Annotated in this window: 25 protein-coding genes; 14 read left to right on the forward strand and 11 right to left on the reverse strand. The window is 70.1% G+C overall.

The features are described 5' to 3' along the window. Position 1: 1 nt before the first annotated feature. From K1T34_RS04875 to K1T34_RS04885, 3 genes are all read left to right on the forward strand, one after another. Positions 2–436, forward strand: coding sequence for a hypothetical protein (locus tag K1T34_RS04875; protein WP_220243097.1), 435 nt, complete (start codon positions 2–4; stop codon positions 434–436). A gap of 99 nt (positions 437–535) precedes the next feature. Then, a complete protein-coding gene (locus tag K1T34_RS04880; RefSeq protein ID WP_220243098.1) occupies positions 536–1,006 on the forward strand; it encodes a hypothetical protein in 471 nt (156 codons plus the stop codon). A gap of 96 nt (positions 1,007–1,102) precedes the next feature. Further along, entirely contained in the window at positions 1,103–1,534 is a 432-nt protein-coding gene (locus tag K1T34_RS04885) for a hypothetical protein (protein WP_220243099.1), read from the forward strand. Between the two features lie 3 nt (positions 1,535–1,537). Here the strand turns inward: K1T34_RS04885 and K1T34_RS04890 are convergent, their stop codons facing one another. Further along, positions 1,538–2,620 carry an aldo/keto reductase gene (locus K1T34_RS04890; RefSeq protein ID WP_220243100.1) on the reverse strand — a complete coding sequence of 361 codons (1,083 nt, stop codon included), beginning with the start codon at positions 2,618–2,620 and terminating at the stop codon, positions 1,538–1,540. Between the two features lie 152 nt (positions 2,621–2,772). Here K1T34_RS04890 and K1T34_RS04895 point away from each other — a divergent pair, with 152 nt between their 5' ends. Beyond that, positions 2,773–3,645, forward strand: coding sequence for an AraC family transcriptional regulator (locus K1T34_RS04895; RefSeq protein WP_255638313.1), 873 nt, complete (start codon positions 2,773–2,775; stop codon positions 3,643–3,645). 26 nt (positions 3,646–3,671) lie between these two features. Here K1T34_RS04895 and K1T34_RS04900 read toward each other — a convergent pair whose 3' ends face one another. The 4 genes from K1T34_RS04900 to K1T34_RS04915 all read right to left on the reverse strand — a co-directional run bounded on the left by K1T34_RS04900 (position 3,672) and on the right by K1T34_RS04915 (position 9,903). After that, a complete protein-coding gene (locus K1T34_RS04900) occupies positions 3,672–4,301 on the reverse strand; it encodes a hypothetical protein (protein ID WP_255638314.1) in 630 nt (209 codons plus the stop codon). A 127-nt stretch (positions 4,302–4,428) separates the two neighbouring features. After that, complete coding sequence (hrpA, locus tag K1T34_RS04905; protein ID WP_220243102.1) at positions 4,429–8,304, reverse strand: ATP-dependent RNA helicase HrpA; 3,876 nt, start codon at positions 8,302–8,304, stop codon at positions 4,429–4,431. Between the two features lie 62 nt (positions 8,305–8,366). After that, entirely contained in the window at positions 8,367–9,548 is a 1,182-nt protein-coding gene (locus K1T34_RS04910; protein ID WP_220243103.1) for a cation:proton antiporter, read from the reverse strand. 43 nt (positions 9,549–9,591) lie between these two features. Beyond that, complete coding sequence (locus K1T34_RS04915; RefSeq protein WP_220243104.1) at positions 9,592–9,903, reverse strand: hypothetical protein; 312 nt, start codon at positions 9,901–9,903, stop codon at positions 9,592–9,594. Positions 9,904–9,992: 89 nt separating this feature from the next. Here K1T34_RS04915 and K1T34_RS04920 point away from each other — a divergent pair, with 89 nt between their 5' ends. Continuing rightward, complete coding sequence (locus K1T34_RS04920; RefSeq protein ID WP_220243105.1) at positions 9,993–10,541, forward strand: DUF4262 domain-containing protein; 549 nt, start codon at positions 9,993–9,995, stop codon at positions 10,539–10,541. Between the two features lie 7 nt (positions 10,542–10,548). Here the strand turns inward: K1T34_RS04920 and K1T34_RS04925 are convergent, their stop codons facing one another. After that, positions 10,549–11,385: an LLM class flavin-dependent oxidoreductase gene (locus K1T34_RS04925; RefSeq protein WP_220243106.1), complete on the reverse strand. Its 837-nt coding sequence runs from the start codon at positions 11,383–11,385 to the stop codon at positions 10,549–10,551. Positions 11,386–11,487: 102 nt separating this feature from the next. Between K1T34_RS04925 and K1T34_RS04930 the strand changes: the two genes are divergently transcribed. The 3 genes from K1T34_RS04930 to K1T34_RS04940 all read left to right on the forward strand — a co-directional run bounded on the left by K1T34_RS04930 (position 11,488) and on the right by K1T34_RS04940 (position 14,566). After that, positions 11,488–12,648: a trans-acting enoyl reductase family protein gene (locus tag K1T34_RS04930; RefSeq protein ID WP_220243107.1), complete on the forward strand. Its 1,161-nt coding sequence runs from the start codon at positions 11,488–11,490 to the stop codon at positions 12,646–12,648. Between the two features lie 322 nt (positions 12,649–12,970). After that, positions 12,971–13,819, forward strand: a complete 849-nt coding sequence (locus K1T34_RS04935) for a chitosanase (protein ID WP_220243108.1) — start codon at positions 12,971–12,973, stop codon at positions 13,817–13,819. A gap of 63 nt (positions 13,820–13,882) precedes the next feature. Next, entirely contained in the window at positions 13,883–14,566 is a 684-nt protein-coding gene (locus tag K1T34_RS04940) for a L,D-transpeptidase (protein WP_220243109.1), read from the forward strand. 1 nt (position 14,567) lies between these two features. Here the strand turns inward: K1T34_RS04940 and K1T34_RS04945 are convergent, their stop codons facing one another. The 3 genes from K1T34_RS04945 to K1T34_RS04955 are packed head-to-tail and all read right to left on the reverse strand — an operon-like array spanning position 14,568 to position 16,737. Next, a complete protein-coding gene (locus K1T34_RS04945) occupies positions 14,568–15,551 on the reverse strand; it encodes a PHP domain-containing protein (RefSeq protein WP_220243110.1) in 984 nt (327 codons plus the stop codon). A gap of 17 nt (positions 15,552–15,568) precedes the next feature. Then, positions 15,569–16,072: a metallophosphoesterase gene (locus K1T34_RS04950; protein WP_220243111.1), complete on the reverse strand. Its 504-nt coding sequence runs from the start codon at positions 16,070–16,072 to the stop codon at positions 15,569–15,571. Positions 16,073–16,077: 5 nt separating this feature from the next. Further along, on the reverse strand, positions 16,078–16,737 hold the full coding sequence (locus K1T34_RS04955) for a GntR family transcriptional regulator (RefSeq protein ID WP_220243112.1): 660 nt from the start codon (positions 16,735–16,737) through the stop codon (positions 16,078–16,080). A gap of 146 nt (positions 16,738–16,883) precedes the next feature. On the opposite strand from K1T34_RS04955, the gene araD reads away from it, so the two are divergent. The 4 genes from araD (at position 16,884) to K1T34_RS04975 (ending at position 21,607) form a co-directional block, all read left to right on the forward strand. Next, a complete protein-coding gene (gene araD, locus K1T34_RS04960) occupies positions 16,884–18,602 on the forward strand; it encodes an L-arabinonate dehydratase (RefSeq protein ID WP_220243113.1) in 1,719 nt (572 codons plus the stop codon). Positions 18,603–18,692: 90 nt separating this feature from the next. Then, complete coding sequence (locus tag K1T34_RS04965; RefSeq protein ID WP_220243114.1) at positions 18,693–20,456, forward strand: VanW family protein; 1,764 nt, start codon at positions 18,693–18,695, stop codon at positions 20,454–20,456. A 15-nt stretch (positions 20,457–20,471) separates the two neighbouring features. Then, a complete protein-coding gene (locus K1T34_RS04970) occupies positions 20,472–20,696 on the forward strand; it encodes a hypothetical protein (protein WP_220243115.1) in 225 nt (74 codons plus the stop codon). 89 nt (positions 20,697–20,785) lie between these two features. Beyond that, on the forward strand, positions 20,786–21,607 hold the full coding sequence (locus tag K1T34_RS04975; RefSeq protein ID WP_255638731.1) for a DJ-1/PfpI family protein: 822 nt from the start codon (positions 20,786–20,788) through the stop codon (positions 21,605–21,607). A gap of 1 nt (position 21,608) precedes the next feature. Here K1T34_RS04975 and K1T34_RS04980 read toward each other — a convergent pair whose 3' ends face one another. After that, the gene (locus K1T34_RS04980) at positions 21,609–22,400 is read right to left on the reverse strand and encodes a class I SAM-dependent methyltransferase (protein WP_370643628.1); all 792 of its coding nucleotides are present in this window, start codon (positions 22,398–22,400) and stop codon (positions 21,609–21,611) included. Positions 22,401–22,565: 165 nt separating this feature from the next. Between K1T34_RS04980 and K1T34_RS04985 the strand changes: the two genes are divergently transcribed. Together K1T34_RS04985 and K1T34_RS04990 are read left to right on the forward strand one after the other, a co-directional pair. Next, complete coding sequence (locus K1T34_RS04985; RefSeq protein ID WP_220247002.1) at positions 22,566–23,318, forward strand: ABC transporter ATP-binding protein; 753 nt, start codon at positions 22,566–22,568, stop codon at positions 23,316–23,318. After that, positions 23,294–24,886: a hypothetical protein gene (locus tag K1T34_RS04990; RefSeq protein ID WP_220243117.1), complete on the forward strand. Its 1,593-nt coding sequence runs from the start codon at positions 23,294–23,296 to the stop codon at positions 24,884–24,886. The genes K1T34_RS04985 and K1T34_RS04990 overlap by 25 nt, the downstream gene beginning before the upstream one ends. Before the next feature lie 40 nt (positions 24,887–24,926). Here K1T34_RS04990 and K1T34_RS04995 read toward each other — a convergent pair whose 3' ends face one another. Beyond that, positions 24,927–26,279, reverse strand: a complete 1,353-nt coding sequence (locus K1T34_RS04995; protein ID WP_220243118.1) for a TrpB-like pyridoxal phosphate-dependent enzyme — start codon at positions 26,277–26,279, stop codon at positions 24,927–24,929. Between the last annotated feature and the right edge of the window lie 92 nt (positions 26,280–26,371).

Genomic DNA, 26,371 nt, shown 5'->3' on the forward strand with positions numbered 1-26,371 from the left:
GATGGGCAATCTGTACGACTACTTCGCCGCGAGCTCCGACGAACTGGCCGCCACGGTGCTGGAATCCCCCACCGTCACGAACTTTCCCGTGGTCGAGCTGAAAGACATCGATCCGATCATCCAGCTGAGCCGCGCCGAAGCTCTCCTCACGGGGACGGGTTTCGACACCGTTTGCGCGAACCCCAGATCGGATCACCTGATCGCCGAACTCGACGAATCCGTCTTTGTCTCCACGCTCACCGACGAACTCCGCGACGCCCTGGCCTCCGCCGACGAAACGCACCGCCGGCAGGTCGCCGAGCTTTGGGCGCGTTCCGAAGAATTCGATGGCGACATCGACCCGACAGATGTCCTCCCTGTGGTCGACGAACTCGCCGACCTCGCGCGCCAGGCAAAAGCGGCGGGCGATCGCCTGTACTGCTGGACCTGCCTGTGACTCCCGAAGCGTCAGCCGCCGACGCGAAGTAGCCGCGTCGGCCGTCAAAAGATCGAGTTCACCCGGCCTCGGACATGGGCCGGCAAACAAGGAGGTTCAATGGGAGCGTCAGGCTGGGACTACCGCGCACCGTACGCGGGCAGCGTCGAAGCAACACACCTCGCGGTGCAGGAACTACTCCTGGCCAGCGGCGAGTTCCTCTGGCCCTGGGAAGACATCAACCCCGAATACGTCGACGAAATGGTCCCCCGCCCGTCGTCGTTGGCCGACCTCGAGGCGGCGAAGGACGCCGAGGAGTTCTGGGACGCGGGCACCCACACGATCCTCGACACCCACGAGATCACCGAGGCTGACGGCGTCGGCACCGTCCGCCCGTTGAGCTCCGCGGAGCTCAACGGGGTGTTCGGCACCGACCGCCCGTCCGCCGCCGACTTCGAAGGCGTGCGCCGGCCCGGACCGTCAGGCCCCCTCGCCGACCTGATGGGCGACAGATGGACCGGCCGAAGCCTGGTGATCTACAAGAACGGCGCCCCCGACGAGGTCTACTTCTGGGGTTACTCCGGCGACTAGCCGGGCAGTCCGTCCACTTCCCCAGGCCGTCCCCGTCGACACGTGCGCACAACAGTTCGGCTTTGTCGCGGGGTCGGCCTGTGGTTGAGTCACACCATGCTCTACAGCTACTTCACGGCGAATTCGGACGAAGCAGCCGTAACGTCCCTCGAGGCGCCCGAAGGGCCGGCCGCGTTGTTCCCCATGGCCGCCTTCAAGCACCTCGACCCCTACCTGCAGGTGCCCCGGGCCGAGGCGTTCCTGACGGGGATCGGCGAGGAGGCGGCCGCCGACAACCCGCGGGCGATGAAGCTGCTCGCGGAGGTCGGGGAGGGCGACGTCGTGGTCGTCACGCTCACCGACGAGTTCCGTGACGCGATCGCGGCCACCGACGAAGCGCGCCGCCGGGAGCTGGCCGGATTCTGGTCGAGCGACGAGAAGCTCGAGGGCACAGCCGGGGACCTGCTGCCCGTCGTGGACGGGCTCGCAGCCCTCGCGAAGCAGGCGAAGCCCTCGGGCGGCCGGCTGTACTGCCACATCGCCGGCTGAAGCTCAGTAGCGCACCGAGTTCTGCAGCAGCGGCGGGTAGACCGCGTGCTCCTGCCCGTTCACGGTCGCGCCGGCGTAGCGCAGCATCGGGGCCATGCCGCGGTTCAGCTCAGCCGGGAAATTCAGCCGCGGCGCGGAAACCTCGTCCAGCGCGGCCACCTGCTCCGCGCTCAACTTCAAATCCAACGCCGCCAGATTCTCCGTCAGGTGCTCGACCCGCCGCGGCCCGATCAGCGTCGACGTGATCCCCCGCCGGCCCTGCACCCACGCCAGAGCCACCGCCGCCGGGCTCACCCCCAACTCCTTCGCGATCCCCACCACCACGTCGATCACCCGGAACTGCTCCTCGGTCGGCCCCACCCCGAACGCCGCCCCGCGCCGCGTATCCGCAGCCGCGCCGTCGCGGGTGTACTTGCCCGACAGGAACCCGCTTTTCAACGGACTCCACGGCAGCATCGCCATCCCCGCGTCCTCGGCGAGCGGCAGCAGCTCGCCCTCGATAGTGCGTTCCAGCAGCGAATACTCCATCTGCAACCCGGCCACCGGCGCCCACCCGCGGAACTGGGCGATCGTCTGCGCCTTGGCCGTGAACCACGCCGGAGTATCCGAGAACCCGACGTACCGGATCTTGCCGGCCCCGACAAGATCCTCGAGGGTCCGCAGCGTCTCCTCGACGGGCGTGTGGCGGTCGTAGTTGTGCAAGTAGTAGAGGTCGATGTAGTCCGTTCCGAGACGCCGCAGCGAATCGTCCAGCTGGTGCAGAATCGCCTTCCGACCGACACCACCGCCGTTGGGGTCGCCGGGGTGCAGGTTGACGAAGAACTTCGTCGCCAGCACCACCCGGTCACGCAGCCCCGGCGTCGCGGCGAGGAAATCGCCGACGATCTTCTCCGAGTGGGTGTTGGTGTAGAAGTTGGCGGTGTCGATGAAGTTGCCACCGCGGTCGAGGTAGGTCTGCTGGATCCTCTCGGACTCTTCGACACTGCAGCCGACGCCGGTGTCCTCACCGAAGTTCATGGCACCGAGGCAGAACGGGCTCACGACGAGGCCGGACCGGCCGAGGTGGACGTAGGAATCAAGGCTCACGGGGATTCTCCTGGCTCATCACGGGATTTCGTTGCCGTTCCATGACACCAGCGCCGGGCGTGGCACCGTGAGCCCGAAAGTCGTAGCCTCTTGCCTGATCCTGTCACGATCGCCAGTTGCCCCAGCGGGCGCGACCGTGGTCGAATCGAAGCGTGTCCCTCTCCGAGCTGCGCACGCTGATCACCCGCTACGCCGGCCGCACCGACCTGCCCGGCGGCCTGATGCTGTCGTGCGAGCGCGCGCCCACCGACCCGGCGGCCTCGCTGACCGGCCCGGTGCTCGCCGTCGTCGCGCAGGGCCGCAAGCGCATCGGCACGGGTGAGCGCACCTACGAGTACGGCGCCGGCCAGTACCTCGTGGTCACCGTCGACATGCCCGTGACCGGCCACTTCGTGGAGGCCAGCCCCACGGAACCGTTCCTGGGCGCCGGCCTGGTCCTCAAGCCGGAAGCCGTCGCCGCCCTCCTGCTCGAGACGGGCACCACGAACTCAGCCCCGTCCGCCCCGTCGGCCATCACCGTGAGCGACGCACCCGCCGAGCTGCTCGACGCGTTCGTCCGCCTGCTGCGGCTGGCCGACCACCCGGCCGACCGCCGCGTGCTCGCGCCGCTCATCGAGAAGGAGATCCTCTGGCGCCTCGTCACCGGCGCCCAGGGCGCGACCATCCGCCAGATCGGCCTCGCCGACAGCAGCCTGTCACACGTCGGGCGCGCCATCCGCTGGATCCGCGACCACCACGCGGAGTCCCTGCGCATCTCCGACCTCGCACGCCTCGCCGCGATGAGCGAGTCGTCGTTCCACCGCCACTTCCGCGCCGTGACGGCCATGACGCCCATCCAGTACCAGAAACACATCCGCCTCCAGGAGGCTCGCCTGCTCCTCCTGTCCCGCACCGACGACGACGTCGCATCCATCGGCTACACCGTGGGCTACGACAGCGCGTCCCAGTTCAGCCGCGAATACCGCCGCCAGTTTGGTGTGCCGCCGGGCCAGGATTCGACGAGGCTGCGGGCACACCACGGCTGACTTCCCCACCTCGCCGACTTCGGACTTCAGTAGTCCACGGTTACCTGCATGCGCACCGTGGTGCCGGGATGGGACCGGATATATGCCTGCAGCCAGCCGCTGCTCGCCGTGCATCCGGCGCTTGTCACACCATTCTCGGAAGTGGTATTCAAGACGACGGAACACCGAGCAAGATATTCATTTGCATCCGGCCGCAGAACATAAAATGTCGCGGATCCGGCGCCCTCGCCGCCGAGATTGCGAAAAATCGCGCTCATGGAGCACCAGGAGTCACCGCATGGCCCATCCCATTGTGAGGAGGTCACCTGGAACCTAGGTGAGGCCGGCGCGGTGGTTTCCGTTGACTCGTCGGCGTCTTCGGGGGGCGATGACGAGTCGTCGGCCGGTTCCTCGTCCACTTCGCTCGATCTCTGCGGCGGATCGTCGATCGGCGCCTCTTCCGGAGTCGTCGAGGGCGATATTCGGCTCGTTGCCGACTCCGAAGCCGGAGCGCCACCAGACTGGGACGTGAGGTCTTTCAACGGATTCCAGCCGGTCAAGCCGTTGATCGCCACCAGCACGGCGACGCCGCTGCCGATTGTAGCGACGACAACGTTCCATTTCTTATAGGCAGGCTCGTCGTCGGATTTCCCCGGCTTGTCCGGCTCTTCTGGCACGAGCGGCATTCTACTAGATCAACGCACACCGCGGGCGAGATTGCCCTAACCCGGATAAGGGCGTTCGCCCACCCGTTGACCTGGTCATTTGCCCACCGCCGAAGCGCTTGACCGGGACGATCAGTCCTCACACCGGCGCGTCATCCAAAGCTTTCGTGATGCGTTTCAGCGACACCGGATACGCCGTCCCGAGCGTCTGGGCGAAGAAGGACACCCGGAGTTCCTCGATCATCCACCGCACCTCCGACAGCGAGGGCGACGAGGTCCCCGCAGGCAGCGCGGCCAGAGCCGCCCGGTACTCCTCCGTGATCCACGCGATGTCGGCGGTGCGCTGCAGGTCGCGGGTGGGCTCGGAGACGAGTTTGTCCAAGCGGCGCGAGATGCCCCTCAGGTAACGCTCGACATCACGCAGCCGCGAGGCGCCCGTCTCGGTCACGAAGCCCGCGTGGACCAGGCCGGCGAGCTGGGCGCGCATGTCCGCCAACGACTCGGCCGGGCCGCGGGTGTCCGGCAGGACTGACTCCACGTCGATGGTCGCGCGCAGGATCCGCTCGACGTCCGTCAGAACCGCGAGCACAGCGGGGTTCAAGCCGGCGCGGACGTGCTCCAGCAGCGAAGCGAAACTCGCCTCGTCCCAAGCCGGGCCGCCGTACGACGTCATCAACGAATCCACTGCGCAGTCGACGCAGTCCTCCAGCAGGGCGGCGACGCTGCCGTGCGGGTTGCGGTTCAGCACGAGCTTCGAGGAGTTCGACAGCGACCGCGTGATGAACTTCATCGGCGAGTTCAGGTTCAGCCGCAGCATGCGCCGGGTGCCGGCCCACATCGCGTGCTGTTGTTGCGCCGGGGTGTCCAGCAGGCGGACGGCGACCGAAGCACCCTCGTCCACCAGAGCCGGGTACGCCTTCACGTCGTGGCCGCGCTGCGTGGAGGCGAAAACCTGAGGCAGGGAGCCGAAAGTCGGCCTTACCAGCCCCGCCTTCTCGATGCTGTTGGCGGCCTTCGAAATCGTCTCGCGCACCTTCGGGGCGAGGCTGAGCTTCAACGCCTCCAGGTCCTTGCCCTCGGCCACCTTGCGGCCGCGGTCGTCGACCACGCGGAACGTCACCCGCAGGTGGTCCGGCACGGAAGACAGGTCGTAGGCCGACAGTGGAACGTCGATGCGGCGAAGCGTGAACAGCTCGTCGGACAGCACCTCGACAAGGGGACCGTCCGAAGGCGACACTCGCGAAAGGACATACGCGGCCGTGTCGGGAGCCGGGACGAAGTTGCGCCGCAAGGCTTTCGGCAGCGACTTGATCAGCGCGGTGACCAGTTCCAAGCGCAGCCCCGGCACCTGCCAGTCGAACCCGTCCGGCGTCACCTGGTTCAGCACGGGCAGCGGGATGTGCACGGTGACGCCGTCGGCATCCGCGCCGGGCTCGAACTGGTAGGTGAGCCCGAAGACCTGCGAGCCCTGCGTCCACGAGTCGGGGTAGTCCGACTCGCGCACGCCTCCCGCGGTCTCGTTGATGAGCATGGACTTCTCGAACGACAGCAGGTCCGGGTCGCCGCGCCGCGCCTTCTTCCACCAGCTGTCGAAGTGGCGCACCGACACCACGTCGGCCGGCACACGCTGGTCGTAGAACTCGAACAGCGTCTCGTCGTCCACGAGGATGTCGCGGCGGCGGGCGCGGTTCTCCAGGTCCTCGACCTCGTCGAGCAGCGCGCGATTCTCGGAGAAGAACTGGTGGTTGGTGTGCCAGTCGCCTTCCACCAGCGCGTGGCGGATGAACAGCTCACGCGACAGCTCGGGATCGATGCGCCCGTAGTTCACGCGTCGGTCGGCGACGAGCGGCACGCCGTAGAGCGTCACCTTCTCCACCGCCATCACGGCGCCCTGCTTGCGCTCCCAGTGCGGCTCCGAATACGACCGCTTCACGACGTGCGCGGCCAGCGGCTCGACCCACTCCGGCTCGATGCGCGCGTTCACGCGCCCCCACAGCCGCGAAGTCTCCACCAGTTCCGCCGACATCACCCAGCGCGGCTGCTTCTTGAACAGCGCCGAGCCCGGGAACACCGAGAACCGCGCGCCGCGCGCGCCGAGGTAGTCGCCCTTGGCCGGGTCCTTGAGGCCGATGTGCGAGAGCAGCCCGGCGATCAGCGACGTGTGCACGTGCTGCGGGTCGGCCGGCGTGGTGCTCAACGAGATGTCGAGCGGCTTGGCCAGCTGGCGCAGCTGGCTGAAGATGTCCTGCCACTCGCGGATGCGCAGGTAGTTGAGGTACTCGTTGCGGCACAACCGGCGGAACTGGTTGCCCGTCAACGCTTTCTGCTGCTCGCTGACGTACTCCCACAGGTTGAGGTAGGCGAGGAAATCCGACGTCGGGTCGGCGAAGCGCGCGTGCTGCTGGTCGGCCGCCTGCTGCTTCTCCGCCGGACGCTCCCGCGGGTCCTGGATGGACAGTGCCGCGGCGATGATCATCACCTCGCGCACGCACCCGTTGCGCGCGGCCTCCAGCACCATGCGCCCCATCCGCGGGTCCACCGGCAGCTGCGCGAGCTTGCGGCCGATGTCCGTCAGCTTCGACGCGTCGTCCACCTCGAACGCGCCGAGCTCCTGCAGCAGCTGCACACCGTCGGCGACCTGGCGCCGATCCGGCGGCTCCACGAACGGGAACGCCGCCATGTCGCCCAGCCCCAGCGAGGTCATCTGAAGGATCACCGACGCGAGGTTGGTGCGCAGGATCTCCGGGTCCGTGAACTCCGGGCGCGACTCGAAGTCCTCTTCGGAGTACAGCCGGATGCAGATGCCGTCGGACGTACGGCCGCTGCGGCCTTTGCGCTGGTTGGCCGAGGCCTGCGAGATCGCCTCGATCGGCAGCCGCTGCACCTTCGTGCGGTGGCTGTAGCGCGAGATGCGCGCGTTGCCCGGGTCCACGACGTACTTGATGCCCGGCACGGTCAGCGACGTCTCCGCGACGTTCGTCGCGAGCACGATCCGGCGCCCCGTGTGGCGCTGGAACACGCGGTGCTGGTCGGCCGACGACAGCCGCGCGTACAGCGGCAGCACCTCGGTGTTGCGCAGGTCGAGCCGGTTGAGCGCATCCGCCGTGTCGCGGATCTCGCGCTCGCCGGAGAGAAACACCAGCACGTCGCCGGGGCCGGCGCTCTGCAGTTCCATGACGGCGTCGAGGATCCCCTGCGTCTGGTCGCGATCGGGGTCGACCTCGGGGTCGTCGGGGTCGATGATCGGCCGGTAGCGGACCTCGACGGGGTAGGTGCGGCCGGAGACCTCGACGATCGGCGCGTTGTCGAAGTGCTTCGAGAAGCGCTCCGGGTCGATCGTGGCCGAGGTGATGATCACCTTGAGGTCGGGCCGGCGCGGCAGCAGCTGCTTGACGTAGCCGAGGATGAAGTCGATGTTGAGGCTGCGTTCGTGGGCCTCGTCGATGATGATCGTGTCGTACTGGCGCAGCATCCGGTCGGTCTGGATCTCGGCGAGCAGGATGCCGTCGGTCATCAGCTTCACGAGCGTGTCCTGGCCGGACTGGTCGGTGAAGCGGACCTTGTACCCGACGGCGTCGCCCAGCTCGGTCTTCAGCTCGCTCGCGATGCGGTCGGCGACCGTGCGCGCGGCCAGCCGCCGCGGCTGCGTGTGCCCGATCTGCCCGCGGATGCCGCGGCCGAGCTCGAGGCAGATCTTCGGCAGCTGGGTCGTCTTGCCCGAGCCGGTCTCGCCCGCGACGATCACCACCTGGTTCTCGGCGATCGCCTTGCCGATCTCGTCCTTGAGCTTGCTGACCGGCAGCTCTTCGGGGTACTCGATCTTGGGCACGCTCTCGCGCCGGCGCTGCACGCGCAGCTCGGCGGCGGTCACGTCGGTGGCGAGGCGCTCGGCCACGGCTTGCTTGTCACGCGACCGGCGCGCGCCGTCGAGCCGACGGCGCAGGCGGTGCTCGTCGCGCGACATCAGCTCGGGCAGCCGCGCGCGCAACGCCTCGAGGGGGGATTGAGTGGACATACTTGTATCGAGGATAGCGGTGCGTGACGGGCCTGGCTCCTGAATATGCCCGGCGTCTCCCGTCACACCCGTTGCCGGGTCAGCCGGGCCGGCAACAGCCAGGTCAGCCGCTCCGAACGCACCACCGCGAGCGGCCCGATCACGGCGAGGAGCAGCACGTATCCCGCGACGAACGGGGCCACGCGCTCGTCGAGCCCGGCCGCCACCGCGAGCGTCGCGAGGACCAGCGAGAACTCGCCCCGCGTGAGCACGGTCAGGCCGATGTTCACCCCGGCCTGGCGATCGAAGCCGTGCAGCCGGGCGGCGAACGCGCCGGCCGCGAGGTTCAGCACGAGCGTCAGCGCGACGGCCGCGAGAACGGTGACCACGACCGTCCCCACGGCGCCCGGGTCGATCGAGAGGCCGAAGATGAAGAAGAACAACGCCCCGAACGCGTCGCGCAGCGGCAGCACCAGCTTGTGCACGCGCGGCGCGACCTTCGACCCTCCGAGCATCATGCCGACCATGAACGCGCCGATCGCGTCGGACACGCCCACCTCCTCGGCGACGGCCGCGCCCAGCACCGCGACGCCGACGAAGCACACGGTGAGCAGCTCGTCGTCTGCCGAGCCGAACAGCCGCGACACGAGCCGGCCGCCCCAGCGCGCCAGCGCCGCGAGCAGGAGCAGGAAGCCGAGTGCCTTGCCGAAGTCGGCGAGCGCCGCGCCGAAGCCGTCGGCGCGGCTGAGCACGGGCTGCAGCAGGGCCAGGTAGAGCGCGAGGAACAGGTCTTCGAGCACGATCACGCCCATGATCAGGCGTGATTCGGGATTGGCGGTGCGGCGGGTTTCGAGCAGCAGCTTGGTCACGATGGCCGACGACGAGATGCCGATCGCCCCCGCGATCACCAGCGCCTCCCGCGTGCCCCACCCCAGCGTGAACCCGAACGCGAGGCCGCCGCCGACGTTGAGAACCAGGTAACCCAGCCCCGCCACGGCCAGGCGTCTGCCGCCGCGCGCGAGGTCGTCGAGCGAGAACTCCAGGCCGAGGTAGAACAGCAGGAACACCAGGCCGAGGCCGGCCAGCACGCCGAGCTCGGCGGGGTCGTCCACAAGCGACAACCCGGGCGTGTGCGGGCCGAACACGAAGCCTGCCAGCATGAACAACGGGATCGTCGGCAGCCCGATCCGCGCCCCGACGCGCGCGACGACACCGGCCGCCAGGAACGCACCGCCGACGGCCAGCAAGGCATGACCGTTGGTCATGGGAAACCTCCAACAGCTGAGTACGGGTGAGTGGGCGACGTACTCAGCCGGCAGGAGGTGCCCGGGCGGGTGCTTTCGGGTCGGACCGGTGCTTTGCGGTGGTGCTTTTGTCGACGGTCGTGGCGCTTGACGCGGCGGGCCACTGCTTCGCTTGCTCCGGCGGTGTGGCTTCCGGGATTGGTTGCGCGGCAACGAAGTGCGGCAACTGCTGGGCAACCAGCACCGGCTTCGGATCGTCGTGCGACAGGCCCGGGTGCACCGGCCCGGGCGCGGCGACGCCGAGGAGCAGCAACGCGGCGAGCAGGACACTGAGCATGGACCGGTGCCGTGGCGCGGTGGCGGCGGCAGCGGTCATCGTGGCGTCAGTTTACCATCGCTTTAATATTGACCCGGCGATCCACAGTGGACCTTCACTACGGGGAGTGGCTGAATATCGTTCCTTTCATGTCCACCGACTCCTGCAGATGCATGGTCTGCCTCGACTACGGCGACCGCGACCACCTCGGCTCCGTCGACGCCGGTCTGTTCGAACACGTCGCCGACCCCGGCTGGGGTCTGCTGGCGATCCCCGAAGACGAGGTCAGCGCGGGCTGGACGTTCACAATCGGGCTGTGGCACTCGTTCCGCGTGCCAGAGCTCGCCGTGTTCGGGCTGGAGCCGGCGCCCGGGATGGGGCTGCTCAACGTGATCGGCGAGCAGGTGGCCGCGGGCCGGCGACCTGCCGCCGGTGACGAGCTGGACGACGTCCTCGAGTCCGGCCGCCTGGCGCTGCGGCCGGTCGACGAGGGCTGGCACGACGTTTTCTTCGGGACGGCACAACGCTTCTACCGCGCCACGCGGCCCGCCGCCCCCTTCCTGCAGGTGCTCTGGCCCGATCGCGACGGCCGTTTCCCGACGCAGGACGAGTTCGCTCCGGACCTCGCGCTGAGGCAGCCTCAGCTGTGGCGCAGCCCGTCCGGGCACCCGAAGGGGCCCTGGACCGCCGACCTCTGAGCCGCCGTCACGCCGAGCGTTCCGCCGCCACCTGTTCGCGGACGTCCGGGATGGTCTCGGCGATGAACACGTGCGATGCCCGGTCGTCCGCGCCGGAGAGCACGAAGGTGTCGAAGCCGCCGGCCAGGGCGAAGTCGGCGAGTTCCGAGGCGGTCGGGGTGGCGCCGACGTTGAGGACGCGGCGGATCGACGCCGGGTCGCGGCCGGCGTCGAGGGCGGCGGTGTCCACGGCGGAGGCCATGCGGAGGGCTTCGGCGGGGTCGTCGCGGAGGCTGACGACCCAGCCGTCGGCCACGCGGCCCGTGAGGCGCAGGGCGCGGGGGCCGTACGAGCCGAGCCAGAGGCCGATGGGACGCGCCGGCACGGGGCCGGAGTGGGCACCGGCCAGGGTGTGGAAGCGGCCGTCGAAGCGGAGGTTGCCCTCGCCGCTCCAGATCTTGCGGATGACGGTGATCGCCTCTTCCTCGGCGGCGAGCGCGTCGCCCGGGGTCCGGCGCGGGCCGCCGTAGGCGACGATCGCGTCCCAGAACGCGCCGGCGCCCAGCGCGAGGTCGAAGCGGCCGCCCGACAGCAGGTCGAGGCTGGCGGCGGCCTTCGCGAGCACGGCGGGGTTGCGCAGCGGCAGGTTGGCGACGTCGGGGAACACCCGGATCTTCGTCGTCGCGCCGAGCAGCACGCCCATGAGGGAGAAGGTCTCCACGTACCGGCGCTGGTACGGGTGGTCCTGCACGGCGAGGTGCTCGAACCCCGTCCGCTCCAGCTCGCGCGCGTGCTCGACCAGGGGGTCGGCCGCGTTCGGCACCAGGAAGTAGCCCGTCGAGATGTCCCGCCCGAAGTCTGTCATCACCACTCCTTCGCGGTGGTCAACGACGCCGGACGGGCGGAGATTCCGGCCCCGAAGTGACCCGGCGGTAACCTCGGGGCCGAACCTTCGGGAGGCACGCGCATGGCCGACTACGACCTGGTGCTGTTCGGCGCCACCGGCTTCACCGGCACGCTCACCGCGGAGTACCTCGCGCACTCCGCCCCGCCCGGCTGCCGCTGGGCGCTCGCGGGCCGCAATCGCGCCAAGCTCGAGGACCTGCGCACGCGGCTGGCGGCGATCGACGAGCGCCTGGGCACGTTGCCCCTGCTCAGCGCCGACATCGCGGACCCCGACTCGCTGCGCGCGATCGCCGCGTCGGCGAAGGTCGTGGCCACCACGGTCGGCCCGTACCTGCACTACGGCGAGCCGCTGGTCGCCGCGTGCGCCGCCGAGGGCACCGATTACGTCGACCTCACCGGCGAGTCCGAGTTCGTCGACCGCATGTACCTCGCCCACCACGCAAAGGCCGCCGAAACCGGCGCCCGGCTCGTGCACAGCTGCGGCTTCGACTCGATCCCCCACGACCTCGGCGCCTGGTACACCGTGCGCCAACTGCCCGAGGACGTCCCGCTGCAGGTCGACGGCTACGTCCGCGTCGGCGCCATGCCCTCGGGCGGCACCTTCCTCACGGCGATGACGGCGTTCTCCCGCCAGCCCGCCGCCAACCGCGCGGCCAAGGACCGCGCCGCCGCCGAACCCCCGCTCGCCGGCCGCCGCGTGGGCACCCCGATCGGCGCCCCGCACCGCGTGCCCGGCACCGGACAGTGGGCCGTACCGCTGCCGACGATCGACCCGCAGGTCGTGGGCCACTCGGCGCGGGCGTCCGCACGCTACGGCCCGGACTTCCGCTACCGCCACTTCGCGGCTTTCTCCGGCCTGCCGTCCGTAGCGGCCGCGACAGCCGGCGCGGGCGCGCTGTTCGCCGCCGCCCAGCTGGCCCCCGCGCGCGAGGCGCTGTCGAAGCTGCTCGCGCCGGGCCAGGGACCCAGCCTCGCGCGCCGGGCGAAGTCCTGGTTCACCGTCCGCTTCACCGGCTCAGGCGGCGGCGAGCACGTGACCACCGAAGTCTCCGGCGGCGACCCCGGCTACGACGAGACGGCGAAGATGCTGGCGGAATCGGCTCTGTGCCTGGCTTTCGACGAGCTGCCCACCACTGCCGGCCAGGTCACCACGGCGACGGCGATGGGGGATGCGTTGATCGAGCGGCTCATGCGGGCGGGTATGTCGTTCAGGACGTTGTAACCAAATGTCCTTTGTGGACTTACACTGGTTCACAAAGGACTTCATACAGCGCGCCGTCCTCCAGTTCGCACCGGGCACAAACAGTTTCCCGATCACCGGAACCCTGTACCACCCTCCGGGCAACAAATCCCACCGCGTGTTCACATCCGCGAAAACCCGATCTGCCCCTTGCCGCCGGGATCACGCGCGGTTATCGTTGCGCTACGCCGCAGCAGCACCGGAGCCGTGTTTACCGTGGTACGCCAGGGAATTCCCGGCTTCGTCCGCCTTGCCCACCTGTCATGGCCATGCCCTGACAATTCTGCGGAAAGGGAATTCCCCCATGCGCAAGACGATGCGGCCTGCCCTTGTTGCCGGTCTCACCGTGGCGTCGGCTCTCACCGTCGTCCTGGCCACACCGGCTCTCTCGAGCGCCGCCCCGACCCCCACACTCAGCAACGCAGCCTCGATCCTCGCTTCCGGCGGCGACCTCGCCTCGCCGGAGAAGAAGGACATCGCGATGCAGCTCGTCTCCAGTGCCGAGAACTCGAGCCTCGACTGGAAGGCCCAGTACAGCTACATCGAGGACATCGGCGACGGCCGCGGCTACACCGCCGGCATCATCGGCTTCTGCTCGGGCACCGGCGACATGCTCGAGCTCGTGCAGGCCTACACCAATTCCGTGCCGAACAACCCGCTGGCGAAGTACCTGCCGGCGTTGAGGAACGTCAACGGCACCGACTCGCACACCGGCCTCGGCCAGGCGTTCGTGGACGCGTGGAAGGCCGCGGCGAAGACGTCGCAGTTCCAGGCCGCGCAGAACAGCGAGCGCGACCGCGTGTACTTCAACCCGTCGGTGAACCAGGCGAAGTCCGACGGTCTCGGCGCACTGGGCCAGTTCATCTACTACGACGCCATCGTGATGCACGGCCCCGGCAACAGCTCCGACAGCTTCGGCGGCATCCGCAACTCCGCCATCAAGAAGGCGAAGCCGCCGTCACAGGGCGGCAACGAGACCACCTACCTCAAGGCGTTCCTCGACGCCCGCAAGGTGATCATGAAGCAGGAGGAGGCCCACGCCGACACCTCGCGCGTGGACACCGAACAGCTCGTGTTCCTCAACGCGGGCAACCTCGACCTCCACACACCCCTGAAGTGGAAGGTCTACGGCGACTCCTACACGATCAACTGAGCAAGAACCCGGGCCGCCGATTTCCCCGCGGCGGCCTGGGTTCTTGCCGTAAGCTCTCGCGCCATGAGAACCGTTCTCGGGACGCTGGTCTGCGTCGCACTGGGTACGCTCGCAACCGCCGCACCGGCTTCGCCCGCCCAGAGTCCTGCGCAGAATCCCCCGTTGCCTTACCACGGTTCCGCCGGCCAGATGGTCACGGTCACCGCCCCGGACCCGTCGTCGACCACCGCGACGCTGATCGCCTGGCAGCGCAAGGGTTCCCACTGGGTGCGGGCCCTCGGGCCGTTCCCGGCGTTCGTCGGCACGCAGGGCATCGGCGAAGCGAGCGAAACGACGTCGCACACCCCCACGGGCGTCTGGACGCTCACCGAAGCGTTCGGCATCCAGCCCACCAACGGCACCCGGCTGCCCTACCGCCAGGTGACCGAGAACGACTGGTGGGTCTCCGACGTCAAGTCGCCCTTCTACAACACGCACCACTCGTGCGCGCCCGGCACCTGCCCGTTCAACGAGGCGGCCGGCGAAGACCTCGGCAAGGCCGGTCCCGTCTACGACCACGCCACCGTGATCGACTACAACCGCTCGCCCGCCGTGCCGGGCATGGGTTCGGCGTTCTTCCTGCACGTCTCGTCGGGCAAACCGACGGCGGGCTGCGTGTCCGTCCCGGGCGCGGACCTCGACGCCGTGATGCGCTGGCTCGACCCGGCCGGGCATCCCGTGATCAACATCGGGATCAGTCCACAGTAGACTAGACGAGCTCGTCCGCCGGCCGGGTGTTGATCACGCGATCCGCGGTGAGACCAACCTTTTCGGCACGTGCGCACCCGTAGACCTGCCAGTCGAGCTGGCCGGGTGCGTGCGCGTCGCTGTCGATGGCGAACTCGCAGCCCAGCTCCACGGCCATTCGCAGCAGCGGCATGGGCGGGTCGAGCCGCTCCGGGCGCGAATTGATCTCCACCGCCACGCCGTGGTCCCGGCAGGCGGTGAACACCTTCTCGGCGTCGAACGTCGACGGCGGCCGCTCGCGAGGACCGCGCACCAGCCGGCCGGTGCAGTGGCCCAGCACGCGCACGTGCGGGTTCGCGACGGCCGCCAGCAGCCGCGGCGTCAGCTCGCGCGAGGGCATGCGCAGCTTCGAGTGCACGCTGGCGACCACGAAATCCAGCCGCTCCAGCAAGTCCGAACGCTGGTCGAGCGCGCCGTCGTCGAGGATGTCGACCTCGATGCCGTGCAGCAGCCGGAACGGGGCGAGTTCGGAGTTGACGCGCGCGACCTCGTCCATCTGCTTGCGCAGCCGCTCGGGCGAAAGACCGTTGGCCACGGTCAGGCGCGGCGAGTGGTCGGTGAGCACGATCCATTCGTGGCCGAGGTCGCGCGCGGCCTCGGCCATCTCCTGGATCGGGCTGCCGCCGTCGGACCAGTCGGAGTGCGTGTGGCAGTCGCCGCGCAGCGCGGCGCGCAGTTCGCCACCGTCGGGCAGATCGGCTTCGGCGACCTTCGCCGCATACGCGGGCACGCGGCCGAGCCACGCGTCCTCGATGACCCCGGCCGTCGCCTTGCCGATGCCCTTGAGCGCCTGCAGCGTGCCCGAGCGCACGCGGCTCTCCAGCTCTTCCTGCGACAGGTGATCGACCACCGCCGCCGCCTGCCGGAAGGCGCGGACGCGGTAGGTCGGCTCAGCCGCGCGTTCGAGCTGGAACGCGATGTCGCGCAGTGCGCGTGCCGGGTCCATGCGTCCTGTTTACCCGTTCAGGCGCGCCGGGGCAGCTCGTGGAGCTCGACGTCGGTGAGTTTCCCGGCGCGGATCTCGGCGGTCTGGTACGTGCAGAACTCCTGGCGCCGCCGGTCGGTGGGCGAGCCGGGGTTGAGCAGGCGCAGGCCGCCGGGTGTCACGGTGTCCCAGGGGATATGGCTGTGGCCGAACACGAGCACGTCGGTGTCGGGGAACTGCGCTTCACAACGCGCTTCGCGGCCCTTCGCCTCGCCCGTTTCGTGGATCACGGCCAGGCGCACACCACCGAGCGTCACGCGGGCGACCTCGGGCAGCCACTCGCGCAGCTCGGGTCCGTCGTTGTTGCCGTAGACCGCGACGAGCCGTTTGCTGGCCACGGCGAGCTCGTCGAACGCGTCGAGATCGACCCAGTCGCCCGCGTGCACGACGACGTCGGCCCGCTCCACCTCGGCCCAGACCTCGTCAGGCAGCTCTTTGGCGCGTTTGGGCAAGTGGGTGTCCGCGACGAGCAGCAGCCGCACGGTCGTTACGCCCCCTCGTCCGGGATCGCGGCCAGCACTCGCTCGAGGAACGCGCCGATGTGCTTGCGCAGCAACGCGGCCGCGCCCTCGGCGTCACCCTTCTTCGCGGCGCCGAGCACAGTCTTGTGCTCGGTCCACTCCTTGCGCCAGCTGGGGTTCGTGTCCCAGCCGACCACGGTGATGAGCGCGGCGCGGTCCTTGAGGTCGTCGAGCATCGAGACCATCAGCGGGTTGCCGCAGCCGGCGTAGAGCGCGCGGTGGAAGCGGCGGTTGAGCAGGCTGAGCGCGGTGTGGTCCTTGTCCGCGAGCGCCGCCTGCGCCTCCTTCAGCGCTTCGGCCGCGTCGTCGAACGACGCCCCCGCCGCCACCGAACGGCGCAGCGCCTCGGGCTCCAGCACCATCCGCACGTCGTACACCGAACGCGCGAGCTCCGCGTCGACCACGCACACCGACGCGCCGCGGTACGGGCTGAACGTGACCAGCCCGGAGTTCGACAGCACCTTCAGCGCCTCGCGCACCGGCGTCTTCGACACGCCGAGGCGCTGCGCCAGCTCGGCCTCCACCAGCGGCTGGCCCGGGAGCAGCTCGCGGGTCAGGATGCCGCGCCGGATCTCCTCCAGGACCACTTCGGTCCGGGAGGCGGGCAGGCTGAACGTCGGTGGCATCGGACACTCCAGGCTCGCGCGGTCTGCCGCGGTGAACAGACCGACATTCAACCAGGCGGGCGCGGACGGTGCCCGCGACCCGCGCGGCGAGCTGTGATCATATATCAGATGCCATACTGCTCGTAGCGACGAAAGGCGGCCCGGCCATGAAAACACCGGAGGACCTGCGCAGCCACCGCTGGTTCGGTGGCGACGAACTGCGCAACTTCAGCCACCGCGCCCGGGCCCGCCAGCTCGGTTACGACCCCGGCGAACACCTGGGCAAACCGGTGATCGCCGTGCTCAACACGTGGAGCGACATCAACCCGTGCCACATGCACCTGCGAGAGCGCGCCGAGCAGGTGAAGCGCGGCGTCTGGCAGGCCGGTGGGTTCCCGCTGGAGTTCCCGGTGGCGACGCTGTCGGAGACGTACCAGAAGCCCACGCCCATGCTGTACCGCAACCTGCTGGCGATGGAGACCGAGGAGATCCTGCGCTCCTACCCCGTCGACGGCGCGGTGCTGATGGGCGGCTGCGACAAGACCACGCCCGCGTTGCTGATGGGCGCGGCGAGCGCCGGGCTGCCGGCGATCTTCGTGCCCGCCGGGCCGATGCTGCGGGGCCATTGGCGCAACGAGGTGCTGGGCAGCGGCACGGACATGTGGAAGTACTGGGACGAGCGCCGCGCCGGCACGATCGGCGACGAGGAGCTGTCCGAGCTCGAACGCGGCCTGGCCCGCTCCCCCGGCCACTGCATGACGATGGGCACGGCGTCGACCATGACGTCGGCCGCGGAGGTCCTCGGCGTGACGCTGCCGGGCGCTGCGTCGATCCCGGCCGTGGACTCGGCGCACCACCGGATGGCCGCGGCGAGCGGCGCGCGGATCGTGGACATGGTGTGGGAGGACCTCACGATCACCAAGGTCCTCGACGAGCGCGCGTACGCCGACGCCATCACCACCGTGCTCGCGCTCGGCGGCTCGACCAACGCCGTGATCCACCTGATCGCGATGGCCGGGCGCAGCGGCCTGTCGCTGAGCCTGGCCGATTTCGACGAGATCGCGCGCCGCGTGCCCGTGCTCGCCAACATCCGCCCGGGCGGCGCGTGGCTGATGGAGGACTTCTACTACGCGGGCGGCCTGCCCGGGCTACTGTCGCGCCTGACGGACCTGCTGCACACCGAGCGGCTGACCGTCTCCGGCCACACCCTGGCCGAGACGCTCACGACCGCGCAGGTGCACAACGACGACGTGATCCGCCCACGCGACAACCCGCTGGCGGCCGAAGGCGGCGTCGCCGTGCTGCACGGCAACCTGGCGCCCTCGGGCGCGGTGATCAAGCACATCGCCGCGACGCCGGAGCTGCTCACCCACACCGGGCCCGCCGTCGTGTTCGACGACTACGCCGACCTCAAGAAGCGCATCAACGACCCGTCGCTCCGCATCACGGCCGACTCCGTGCTGGTGCTGCGCGGCTCCGGCCCGCTCGGCGGCCCGGGCATGCCCGAGTACGGCATGCTGCCGATCCCCGACCACCTGCTCGCGCAGGGCGTGCGGGACATGGTGCGCATCTCCGACGCGCGCATGAGCGGCACGTCGTACGGCGCGTGCGTGCTGCACGTCGCCCCGGAATCGCACATCGGCGGCCCGCTCGCCCTGGTCCGCGACGGCGACCTGATCACGCTCGACGTGCCCGCCCGCGTGTTGCGGCTGGAGGTGCCCGACGACGAGCTGGCGCGCCGGCGGGCGGACTGGCTCGAGCCTGCGCCGCGCTTCGAACGCGGTTACGGTGCCCTGTACGCCGAGCACATCACCCAGGCCGACGAGGGCTGCGACTTCGACTTCCTCGCGCGCGCCGGCGCCAACCCCGAACCCGACGCTCGCTGACCGGTTTGTTCCGCAAGGGGCACTAGTCCGGCATGTCCGGCTCAGGCCGTACGCTGTGGCGCGGGACGCAGCAAACGGAGGGTCGAACAGGTGCCGTACGAACCGCACTGGCCGGAGTCCGAGGACGAGCAGACGGTCGTGCTGCAGGCGGTTCCCGCCGAGCCCGAATCGCGCCCTCGCCTGCGCAAAGCCCTGTGGGTCTCCGGCGGGGTGCTCGCCGCGCTGCTGGTCGTGTACCTGATCGACCTGCTCACCAGCCAGGGCAGCGTGCCACGCGGGACCACGGTGGCGGGCGTCGACGTCGGCGGCCTCGACCGGCCGGTGGCCGAGCGGGAGCTGCGGGGTCTCATCGAGCCGCGTCTGACGCAGCCCTTGACGGTGACCGCGGGCGAGGTCCGCACCACGCTGTCGCCGACGTTGGCCGGCTTGCGCCTCGACTGGTCCGCGACGCTCGACCAGGCGGGCGACCAGCCGCTGAACCCGTTCACGCGGCTGGCGTCGTTCTTCTCGACGCACGAGATCGGCGTCGTCTCTCATGCCGAGGGTGACCGGCTGGATCCGGCCCTGGAGGACCTGCGCGGGCGGGTGGATCGTGCCGCGGTGGAGGGCACGGTGCGGTTCGACGGCACCACGCCGGTCGCCGTGGCACCGCAGCCGGGGCAGAAGCTCGACGTCGCCGCGGCGAAGGCTGCCGTGCTGAGTCAGTGGGCGACGGGTTCCGAGCTGGCTTTGCCGGTGGTGCCGGCGCCGGTGCGGACCACTGCTGCCGGGGTGCAGGCGGCTTTGGAGCAGTTCGCCCGGCCCGCGGTGGCTTCGCCGGTGACTGTCGAGGGTGAGGGCGCTGCCGCTGTTCTGGAGCCGCGTGACATCGCCTCGGCTTTGACTTTCGCGCCCGCTGACGGCGGCGGGCTCGTGCCGGTTGTGGACCAGAAGAAGCTCGTCGCGGTTGCCGGCCCGCAGCTGAAGTCCACCGAGAAGGAGGGCAAGGAGGCGACCGTCGGGTTCAGCGGCGGGAAGCCGGCCGTCGAGCCTTCGGTGGACGGCAAGACCGTCGATTGGGAGCCGAGCCTGAAGCCGCTGCCGGACGTGCTGAAGCGCGCCGACGGTCGTTCGCTGAAGGCCGTGTACAAGAACAGCCCGGCCAAGGTGACGACCGAGCAGGCCAACGCGATGGGCGTGAAGGAGGTCGTCGGCGAGTTCACCACCGGCGGCTTCGCCCCCGACTCGGGCGTCAACATCCGCGTCGTCGCCCAGAAAGTCAACGGCGCCATCGTGAAACCCGGCGAAACCTTCAGCCTCAACGGCTTCACCGGCCCCCGCGGCAAACCCCAGGGCTACGTCGAGGCCGGCGTCATCGAGAACGGCGCCCCGGCCCGCGAAGTCGGCGGCGGCATCTCGCAGTTCGCGACCACGCTGTACAACGCCGCGTACTTCGCGGGCATGAAGGACGCGGGGCACAAGGAGCACAGTTACTACATCAGCCGTTATCCGGCGGCGCGCGAGGCGACGGTTTTTCAGAACCCCAACGGGTCCAGCGTGATCGATTTGAAGTTCACGAATGATTCGTCCACGGGGATTGCCATTCAGACGATTTGGTCGCCTTCGTCGTTGACGGTGAAGCTGTGGGGCACGAAGCGGTATTCGGTGGAGTCGATTCCCGGGGAGCGGATCAATCCGACGCCTCAGCCGACGAAGCCGGGTCCGGCGGAGAACTGCCACGCCTCCAATGGCGCGCCTGGGTTCACGACCACGGATACCCGGGTGCTGAAGGACGCGGCCACGGGGCAGGAAGTCTCGCGCCACACCCGGACGGTGCGGTACAACCCGCAGCCGAAGATCACCTGCGGGGCGTAGGTGCTTGTGGTCAACATGGTGGAGAAGTTCGGCGCGGACGAATTCCTCGAACGGGAGTGGGATCTGCCGGCGGAGGTCGTCGAGCCGTTGCGCGGGCAGGTCGACATGACGCCCGAGGGCTGGATCATGCACGTGTGGCGGATAACGGCGGAGATCGCCGCCATCGTGCAGCCTTGGGTCGACGAGCCCATCGACGTCGAGTCGGGCGCCTGGTACGTCAGCTCGGCGCAGGTCGACTGAAGCGGCGACGGCTCGGCCGGTGCGTTTCGCCGTGAAGATCGCAGGCTGGCATCCTTCTGACTGAGCTTCAGGAGGATGCCTTGGCGACTGTGCTGATCCCCGTCCCGGCCCGGGACTCGGACCCGTCCGAAGTGGCCGTCAGCCGGGCGGTGCTCGGCGGGCACACGGTGGTCTTCGCGACCCCCGAGGGTGTGCAGGCGACCTGCGACGAACTCATGGTCACCGGCGAAGGCCTCGACCTGTGGAGCCGCGTGCCGGGTCTGCGGAAGCTCACCGCCGTCGGCCGGATGCTGCGGGCGGACGCGGCCGCGCGCTCGGCGCACACCGCCCTGCTCGCCGACCCGGCGTGGCGCGCCCCGATCCGCTGGGCCGACATCAAGCTCGACGACTTCGACGGCCTACTGCTCCCGGGCGGGCATCGCGCCCGTGGCATGCGCGAGTACCTCGAAAGCCCAGTGTTGCAGGACGTGGTCGTCTCCGCGTTCCGGCGGGACCTGCCGGTCGGCGCGATCTGTCATGGCGTGCTGCTCGCCGCGCGCAGCGTCGACCCGGACACCGGCCGCTCGGTCCTGCACGGCCGCACGACGACGGCGCTGACCTGGCAACTGGAACGCACCGCCTGGCGGCTCGCGCGGCGGACCCGGTTCTGGGACCCGGACTACTACCGCACCTACCGCGAGGAACCGGGGCAGCCCGCCGGGTACATGTCGGTGCAGCAGGAGGTCACCCGCGCCCTCACGCGTCCGGAGGACTTCCGCGACACGACGGACCGGGTCCAGGCGAGCGGCCGCGCCCGCGACACGTTGGACAACGCCCGCCCGGCGTTTGTCGTCGAGGACGGTAACTACGTGTCGGCTCGGTGGCCGGGTGACGTGCACACGTTCGCGAAAACATTTGCCACGCGCCTCTGATTCACGCGGGCGACCAGCACACCGTGGCGAGCTCCCGGCCCGAAGACCCCAGATCGGGCGGTAACGCCGGATCGACACCCAGCTCCAGCAGGGCGTCGGCCACCTCACCTGAGCGCGCGACGGGCAGGCACAGCCGGCGCCGCGTCACGTCGACGAGGTCGGCGAACGTCTCGTGCTCGGCCTCGTCCGGGCGGCGCCACAGCGTGGTGTGCGGTTCGACGCCGAGTTCGACCAGCGCGGCGCAGAAGTCCTGGGCGGTCGGGCCGGCGGGGCGGCGGACGCCGTGGAACCGCGCCCACAGCTCGTTCAGCTCAGTCAGCGGGTGCTTGAGCGCGGTCTCGACCACCACGCGCCGGCGGGCCCGCTTCGTGAGGGCGCGAACGAACGGCTCGAGGTCGGGCACGTTGTAGATCACGTTCCCGCACAGCACCAAGTCGGCGTCGGCCACCTGCTCGGCGACGCCGGGCCAGTGCCCGAGCACCGTCTCCGCGGGCACGCCGAGACGCGCGGCCCGGGCGGCGAACGACGCGAGCAGCTGCTCGTCCCCGTCGACGCCGCACACCGCCGTGACGCCGGCCCGGCCCACCAGCGACAGGCTCGTCGCGCCGGCCGCGGCACCGACGTCGAGCACGGTGCCCGGCTCGGCCAGCACCGCCGCCGCTTCGGCGAAAGTCCAGCCGATCGGCGCCGCGATCTGCGCGTCAGCGCGGCGCTCGAACACTCGCCGGGGCAGCACCCACGGCGGGTCCGCGACGGCGTCGGCGATCTCACCGGGCACCGCCCACGCAGCCAACTGCTCTGCCCACCTCCGCACCGCCGACACCCGCATCGCCTCCTACTCGGATTCGTCCCCGTAATCCTCCCGCAAACATCGCGCACACCTCCCCCAACCCGCGTAATCTCCCCATCCAGACCACGGAAGGGGGCACTCGTGGCCGAAAACGGCGCGGACGCCGCAATGGGCCTGTACGGGCTCACCAAACGGTTCGGCACCACGCTCGCAGTCGACAGTGTCACCTTGGAGGTCCCGAGGGGATCGTTCTTCGGGCTCGTCGGGCCGAACGGCGCGGGCAAGACCACGTCGCTGTCGATGGCGGTCGGGTTGTTGCGGCCGGACCAGGGGCAGGCGAACGTGTTCGGCGTCGACGTGTGGAGGGAGCCGGAGCGGGCGAAAAGTCTGATCGGTGTGCTTCCGGACGGACTGTCCATTCCGGAGCGCCTCACGGGCCGCGAGCTGTTGACCTACATGGGACTTCTCCGGGGTCTTCCGCCGAACACGGTCGCGGAGCGGGCGCAGGAGTTGCTCGGCGTGCTGGAGCTGCTGGAGGCCGAGCGCACGCTCGTGATCGACTACTCCGCGGGGATGCGCAAGAAGATCGGGCTCGCGATGGCGCTGCTGCACGGGCCTCGGCTGCTCGTGCTGGACGAGCCGTTCGAAGCGGTGGACCCGGTGTCGGCGTCGACGATCCGGACGATCCTGCAGCGGTTCGTCGCCTCGGGTGGCGCGGTGGTGCTCTCGAGCCACGTGATGGCGCTGGTCGAGCAGCTGTGCAGCCACGTCGCGGTGATCACGCGCGGCCGGGTGGTCGCGGCGGGCGCCGTGGACGACGTGCGGGGTGGCGGGAGTCTGGAAGACGCGTTCGTGCACATCGTGGGCGGGCGCACCGGCGGAGCGGAAGGGCTGTCGTGGTTGGCGTCCTCGTCCGACTGAAGCTGCGCGTCCTGCGCAATTCCCTGCGCGGCGGCCGAGTCGCGGGCATGGTCGTCGGCGGGGTGATCGGGCTCGTCGCGGCGGTGCTGACGATCGTGCTGGGCCTAGTGCCGATCCGTGGCGGCGACGGGGTCACCGTCGACCTGCTGGCCACGGTCTACGCGGGATGGGCGGCCGGCTGGGTGCTCGCGCCCATCGCCACTGGCGGCGGGGACGACACGTTGCGCCCGGAGCACTTCGCGCTGCTGCCGATCGGCCGGCGCAAGCTCGCCGTCGGGCTGCTGGCCGCGAACTTCGTCGGCGTGACGACGCTGGTCAGCCTGGTCGCGTTCCTCGGCCTGTTCTTCTACGGCCTGCGCCTCGGCGCGGGCGCGGCGCTGGTCGGGCTCGTGTTCACGGTGCTGCAGCTGGCGTTCGTGGTGCTGCTCTACCGCGTGGTGATGGCGGCGCTCGGCGCGCTGCTGACGTCACGCAAGGGCAAGGAGCTCGGCATCATCCTGGTCGCCCTCACCGGTCTGTCCGGCGTCGGCGTGAACCTGGCGATCAACAGCCTCGGCCCCGCGATCATCAACGGCCGCGTGCCGGGCTTCGTGAACGTGATGCACGTGCTGCCGTCCGGCTGGGGCACGGTCGCGGTGCACGCGGCGGGCACCGGCGAGTGGGGCACCGCGCTCGGGTTGCTGGTCGCGATGCTCGCGCTGATCGCCGTGCTGATCGCGGCGTGGGGCGCGCTGCTCGCGCGGCAGGTGACGAGCCCGTCGTTCCGCGGCGCGTCGCGCACGAAGGTGCGGGCCGAGGGGGCGCGCGTGCGCCGCAGCCTGCTGCCCGCGACGCCCGTGGGTGCCGTGGCGCGCAAGGAGCTGTTCACGTGGTGGCGCGACGCCCGCCGGCGCGTCGCCCTGCTGTCGACGCTGATCGTCGGCGTCGTGGTCACGGTCCTCCCGGCGCTGTCCGGCGGCGGCCGGCCGGCGATCGTGCCCTACCTCGGGGTCGCGGTGGTGTTCTTCGCGTGCATGCAGTCGGGCAACCTCTACGGCTTCGACGGCAGCGCGCTGTGGCACACGCTCACCGTGCCCGGCGCCGAACGCGCTGACGTGCGCGGCCGGCAGCTCGCGTGGGCGTTGATCGTGGCGCCCGTGGCGCTGGTGCTGGCCGCGGTCCTGCCGGGCGCGGTCGGCGAGAGCGGCGCGTACCCGTGGGTGTTCGGCCTGGTGCCATCGCTGCTGGGCGCCGGCGCGGGCGTGCTGATGCTGCAGTCGGTGTACCTCGCGTACCCGCTGCCCGACCAGCGCAAGAGCTCGAGCCCCTGGTCGTCCGGCGGTCGCCCGGGCTGCGCGCGGCTGCTGCAGATGTTCGCGACGATGCTGCTGGTCGCCGCCGGGGCGCTGCCGGTGCTGGCGCTGTGCATCGCGGGCGCGGTGCTCGGCTCGCCGGTGCTGCAATGGCTCGGTGTGCCGGTCGGGATCGTGGTCGGCGCCGTGCTGGCGTGGTGGTGGGGCGGGCTCGCGCGCCAGCGTCTCGCGACGCGTGGCCCCGAGCTGCTGGCGACGGTGTCGAAGGAGCGGTGAACCGCGGGCCGCGGGTCCGGGTGACCCGCGGCCCGTGGCGTCACGGCAACTCGGCCAGCGAAGTGGCGAGCACGTCGTCGGACAGCTCGTTGTCCACCATCTCGCCCGAGAGGTACGCGCCGTAGGCAGGCAGGTCGAGGTGCGCATGGCCGCACAGCGCCGTGAGGATCACCTTCTCCTCCCCGGTTTCCTTGCAGCGCAACGCTTCCTGGATACACGCGGCCAGCGCGTGCGTCGGCTCCGGCGCCGGGACGATGCCCTCCGCGCGGGCGAAGCGCACGCCCGCGGCGAAGCACTCCTGCTGTCCGACGGCCAGCGCCTCCATGAGGCCCAGCTCGTAGATGTGCGAGATGAGCGGCGACATCCCGTGGTAGCGCAGGCCGCCCGCGTGGATCGGGTCGGGGATGAAGCCGTGGCCGAGCGTGTGCATCTTCAGCAGCGGGGTGAGGCCCGCCGTGTCGCCGAAGTCGTACGCGTACGTGCCGCGCGTGAGCGTCGGGCACGCCAACGGCTCGACGGCGCGGATGACCGGATTCATCCGGCCCGCCAGCTTCTCACGCAGGAACGGGAACGCGAGCCCGCCGAAGTTGGAGCCGCCGCCGGTGCAGCCGACGAGGATGTCCGGGGTGTCGCCCGCGAGCTCGAACTGCTTGAGCGCCTCCTCGCCGATCACCGTCTGGTGCATCAGCACGTGGTTGAGCACGCTGCCGAGCGCGTACCGCGCGTTCGGGTCGGCCGCGGCCTGCTCCACGGCTTCGCTGATCGCGATGCCGAGGCTGCCGGTGGAGTCTGGGTCGTCGGCGAGGATTTTCCGCCCGGACTGGGTGAGCGCCGACGGGCTCGGGTGCACGGTCGCGCCGTACGTCTCCATCATGAGCTTGCGGTAGGGCTTCTGGTCGTAGGAGGCGCGGACCTGCCACACCTCGCACTCGAGCCCGTACTGCGCGCACGCGAACGCCAGCGCGCTGCCCCACTGGCCGGCGCCCGTCTCGGTCGTCAGGCGCGTGACGCCCTCCGCGGCGTTGTAGAACGCCTGCGGCACCGCGGTGTTCGGCTTGTGCGAGCCGACGGGGCTCACGCCCTCGTACTTGTAGTAGATGCGCGCCGGCGTGCCCAGCGCCTTCTCCAGCCGGTGCGCGCGGTAGAGCGGCGAGGGGCGCCACAGGCGGTAGACGTCGCGGACCTCCTCGGGGATGTCCACGTAGCGCTCGGTGCTCACCTCCTGCGCGATCAGCGCCTGCGGGAACAGCGGCGCCAGGTCCTCGGGCCCCACGGGCTCGCGCGTGCCCGGGTGCAGCGGCGGGGGCGGCGGCTCCGGCAGGTCGGGCACCACGTTGTACCACTGTGTCGGGAGATCGGCTTCGTCCAGGATGTACTTGGTGCGCTCCGCCATCACGCCTCCTGAGTTCTGGAAAACTCAACATAGATCGCCGGAGGCCGGTGGGCCAGCCCGTCGTGATTGTCCACAGTGGATCTATTTTGGGA

The organism is Amycolatopsis sp. DSM 110486, from assembly GCF_019468465.1.
In the GTDB taxonomy this organism is placed as follows: domain Bacteria; phylum Actinomycetota; class Actinomycetes; order Mycobacteriales; family Pseudonocardiaceae; genus Amycolatopsis.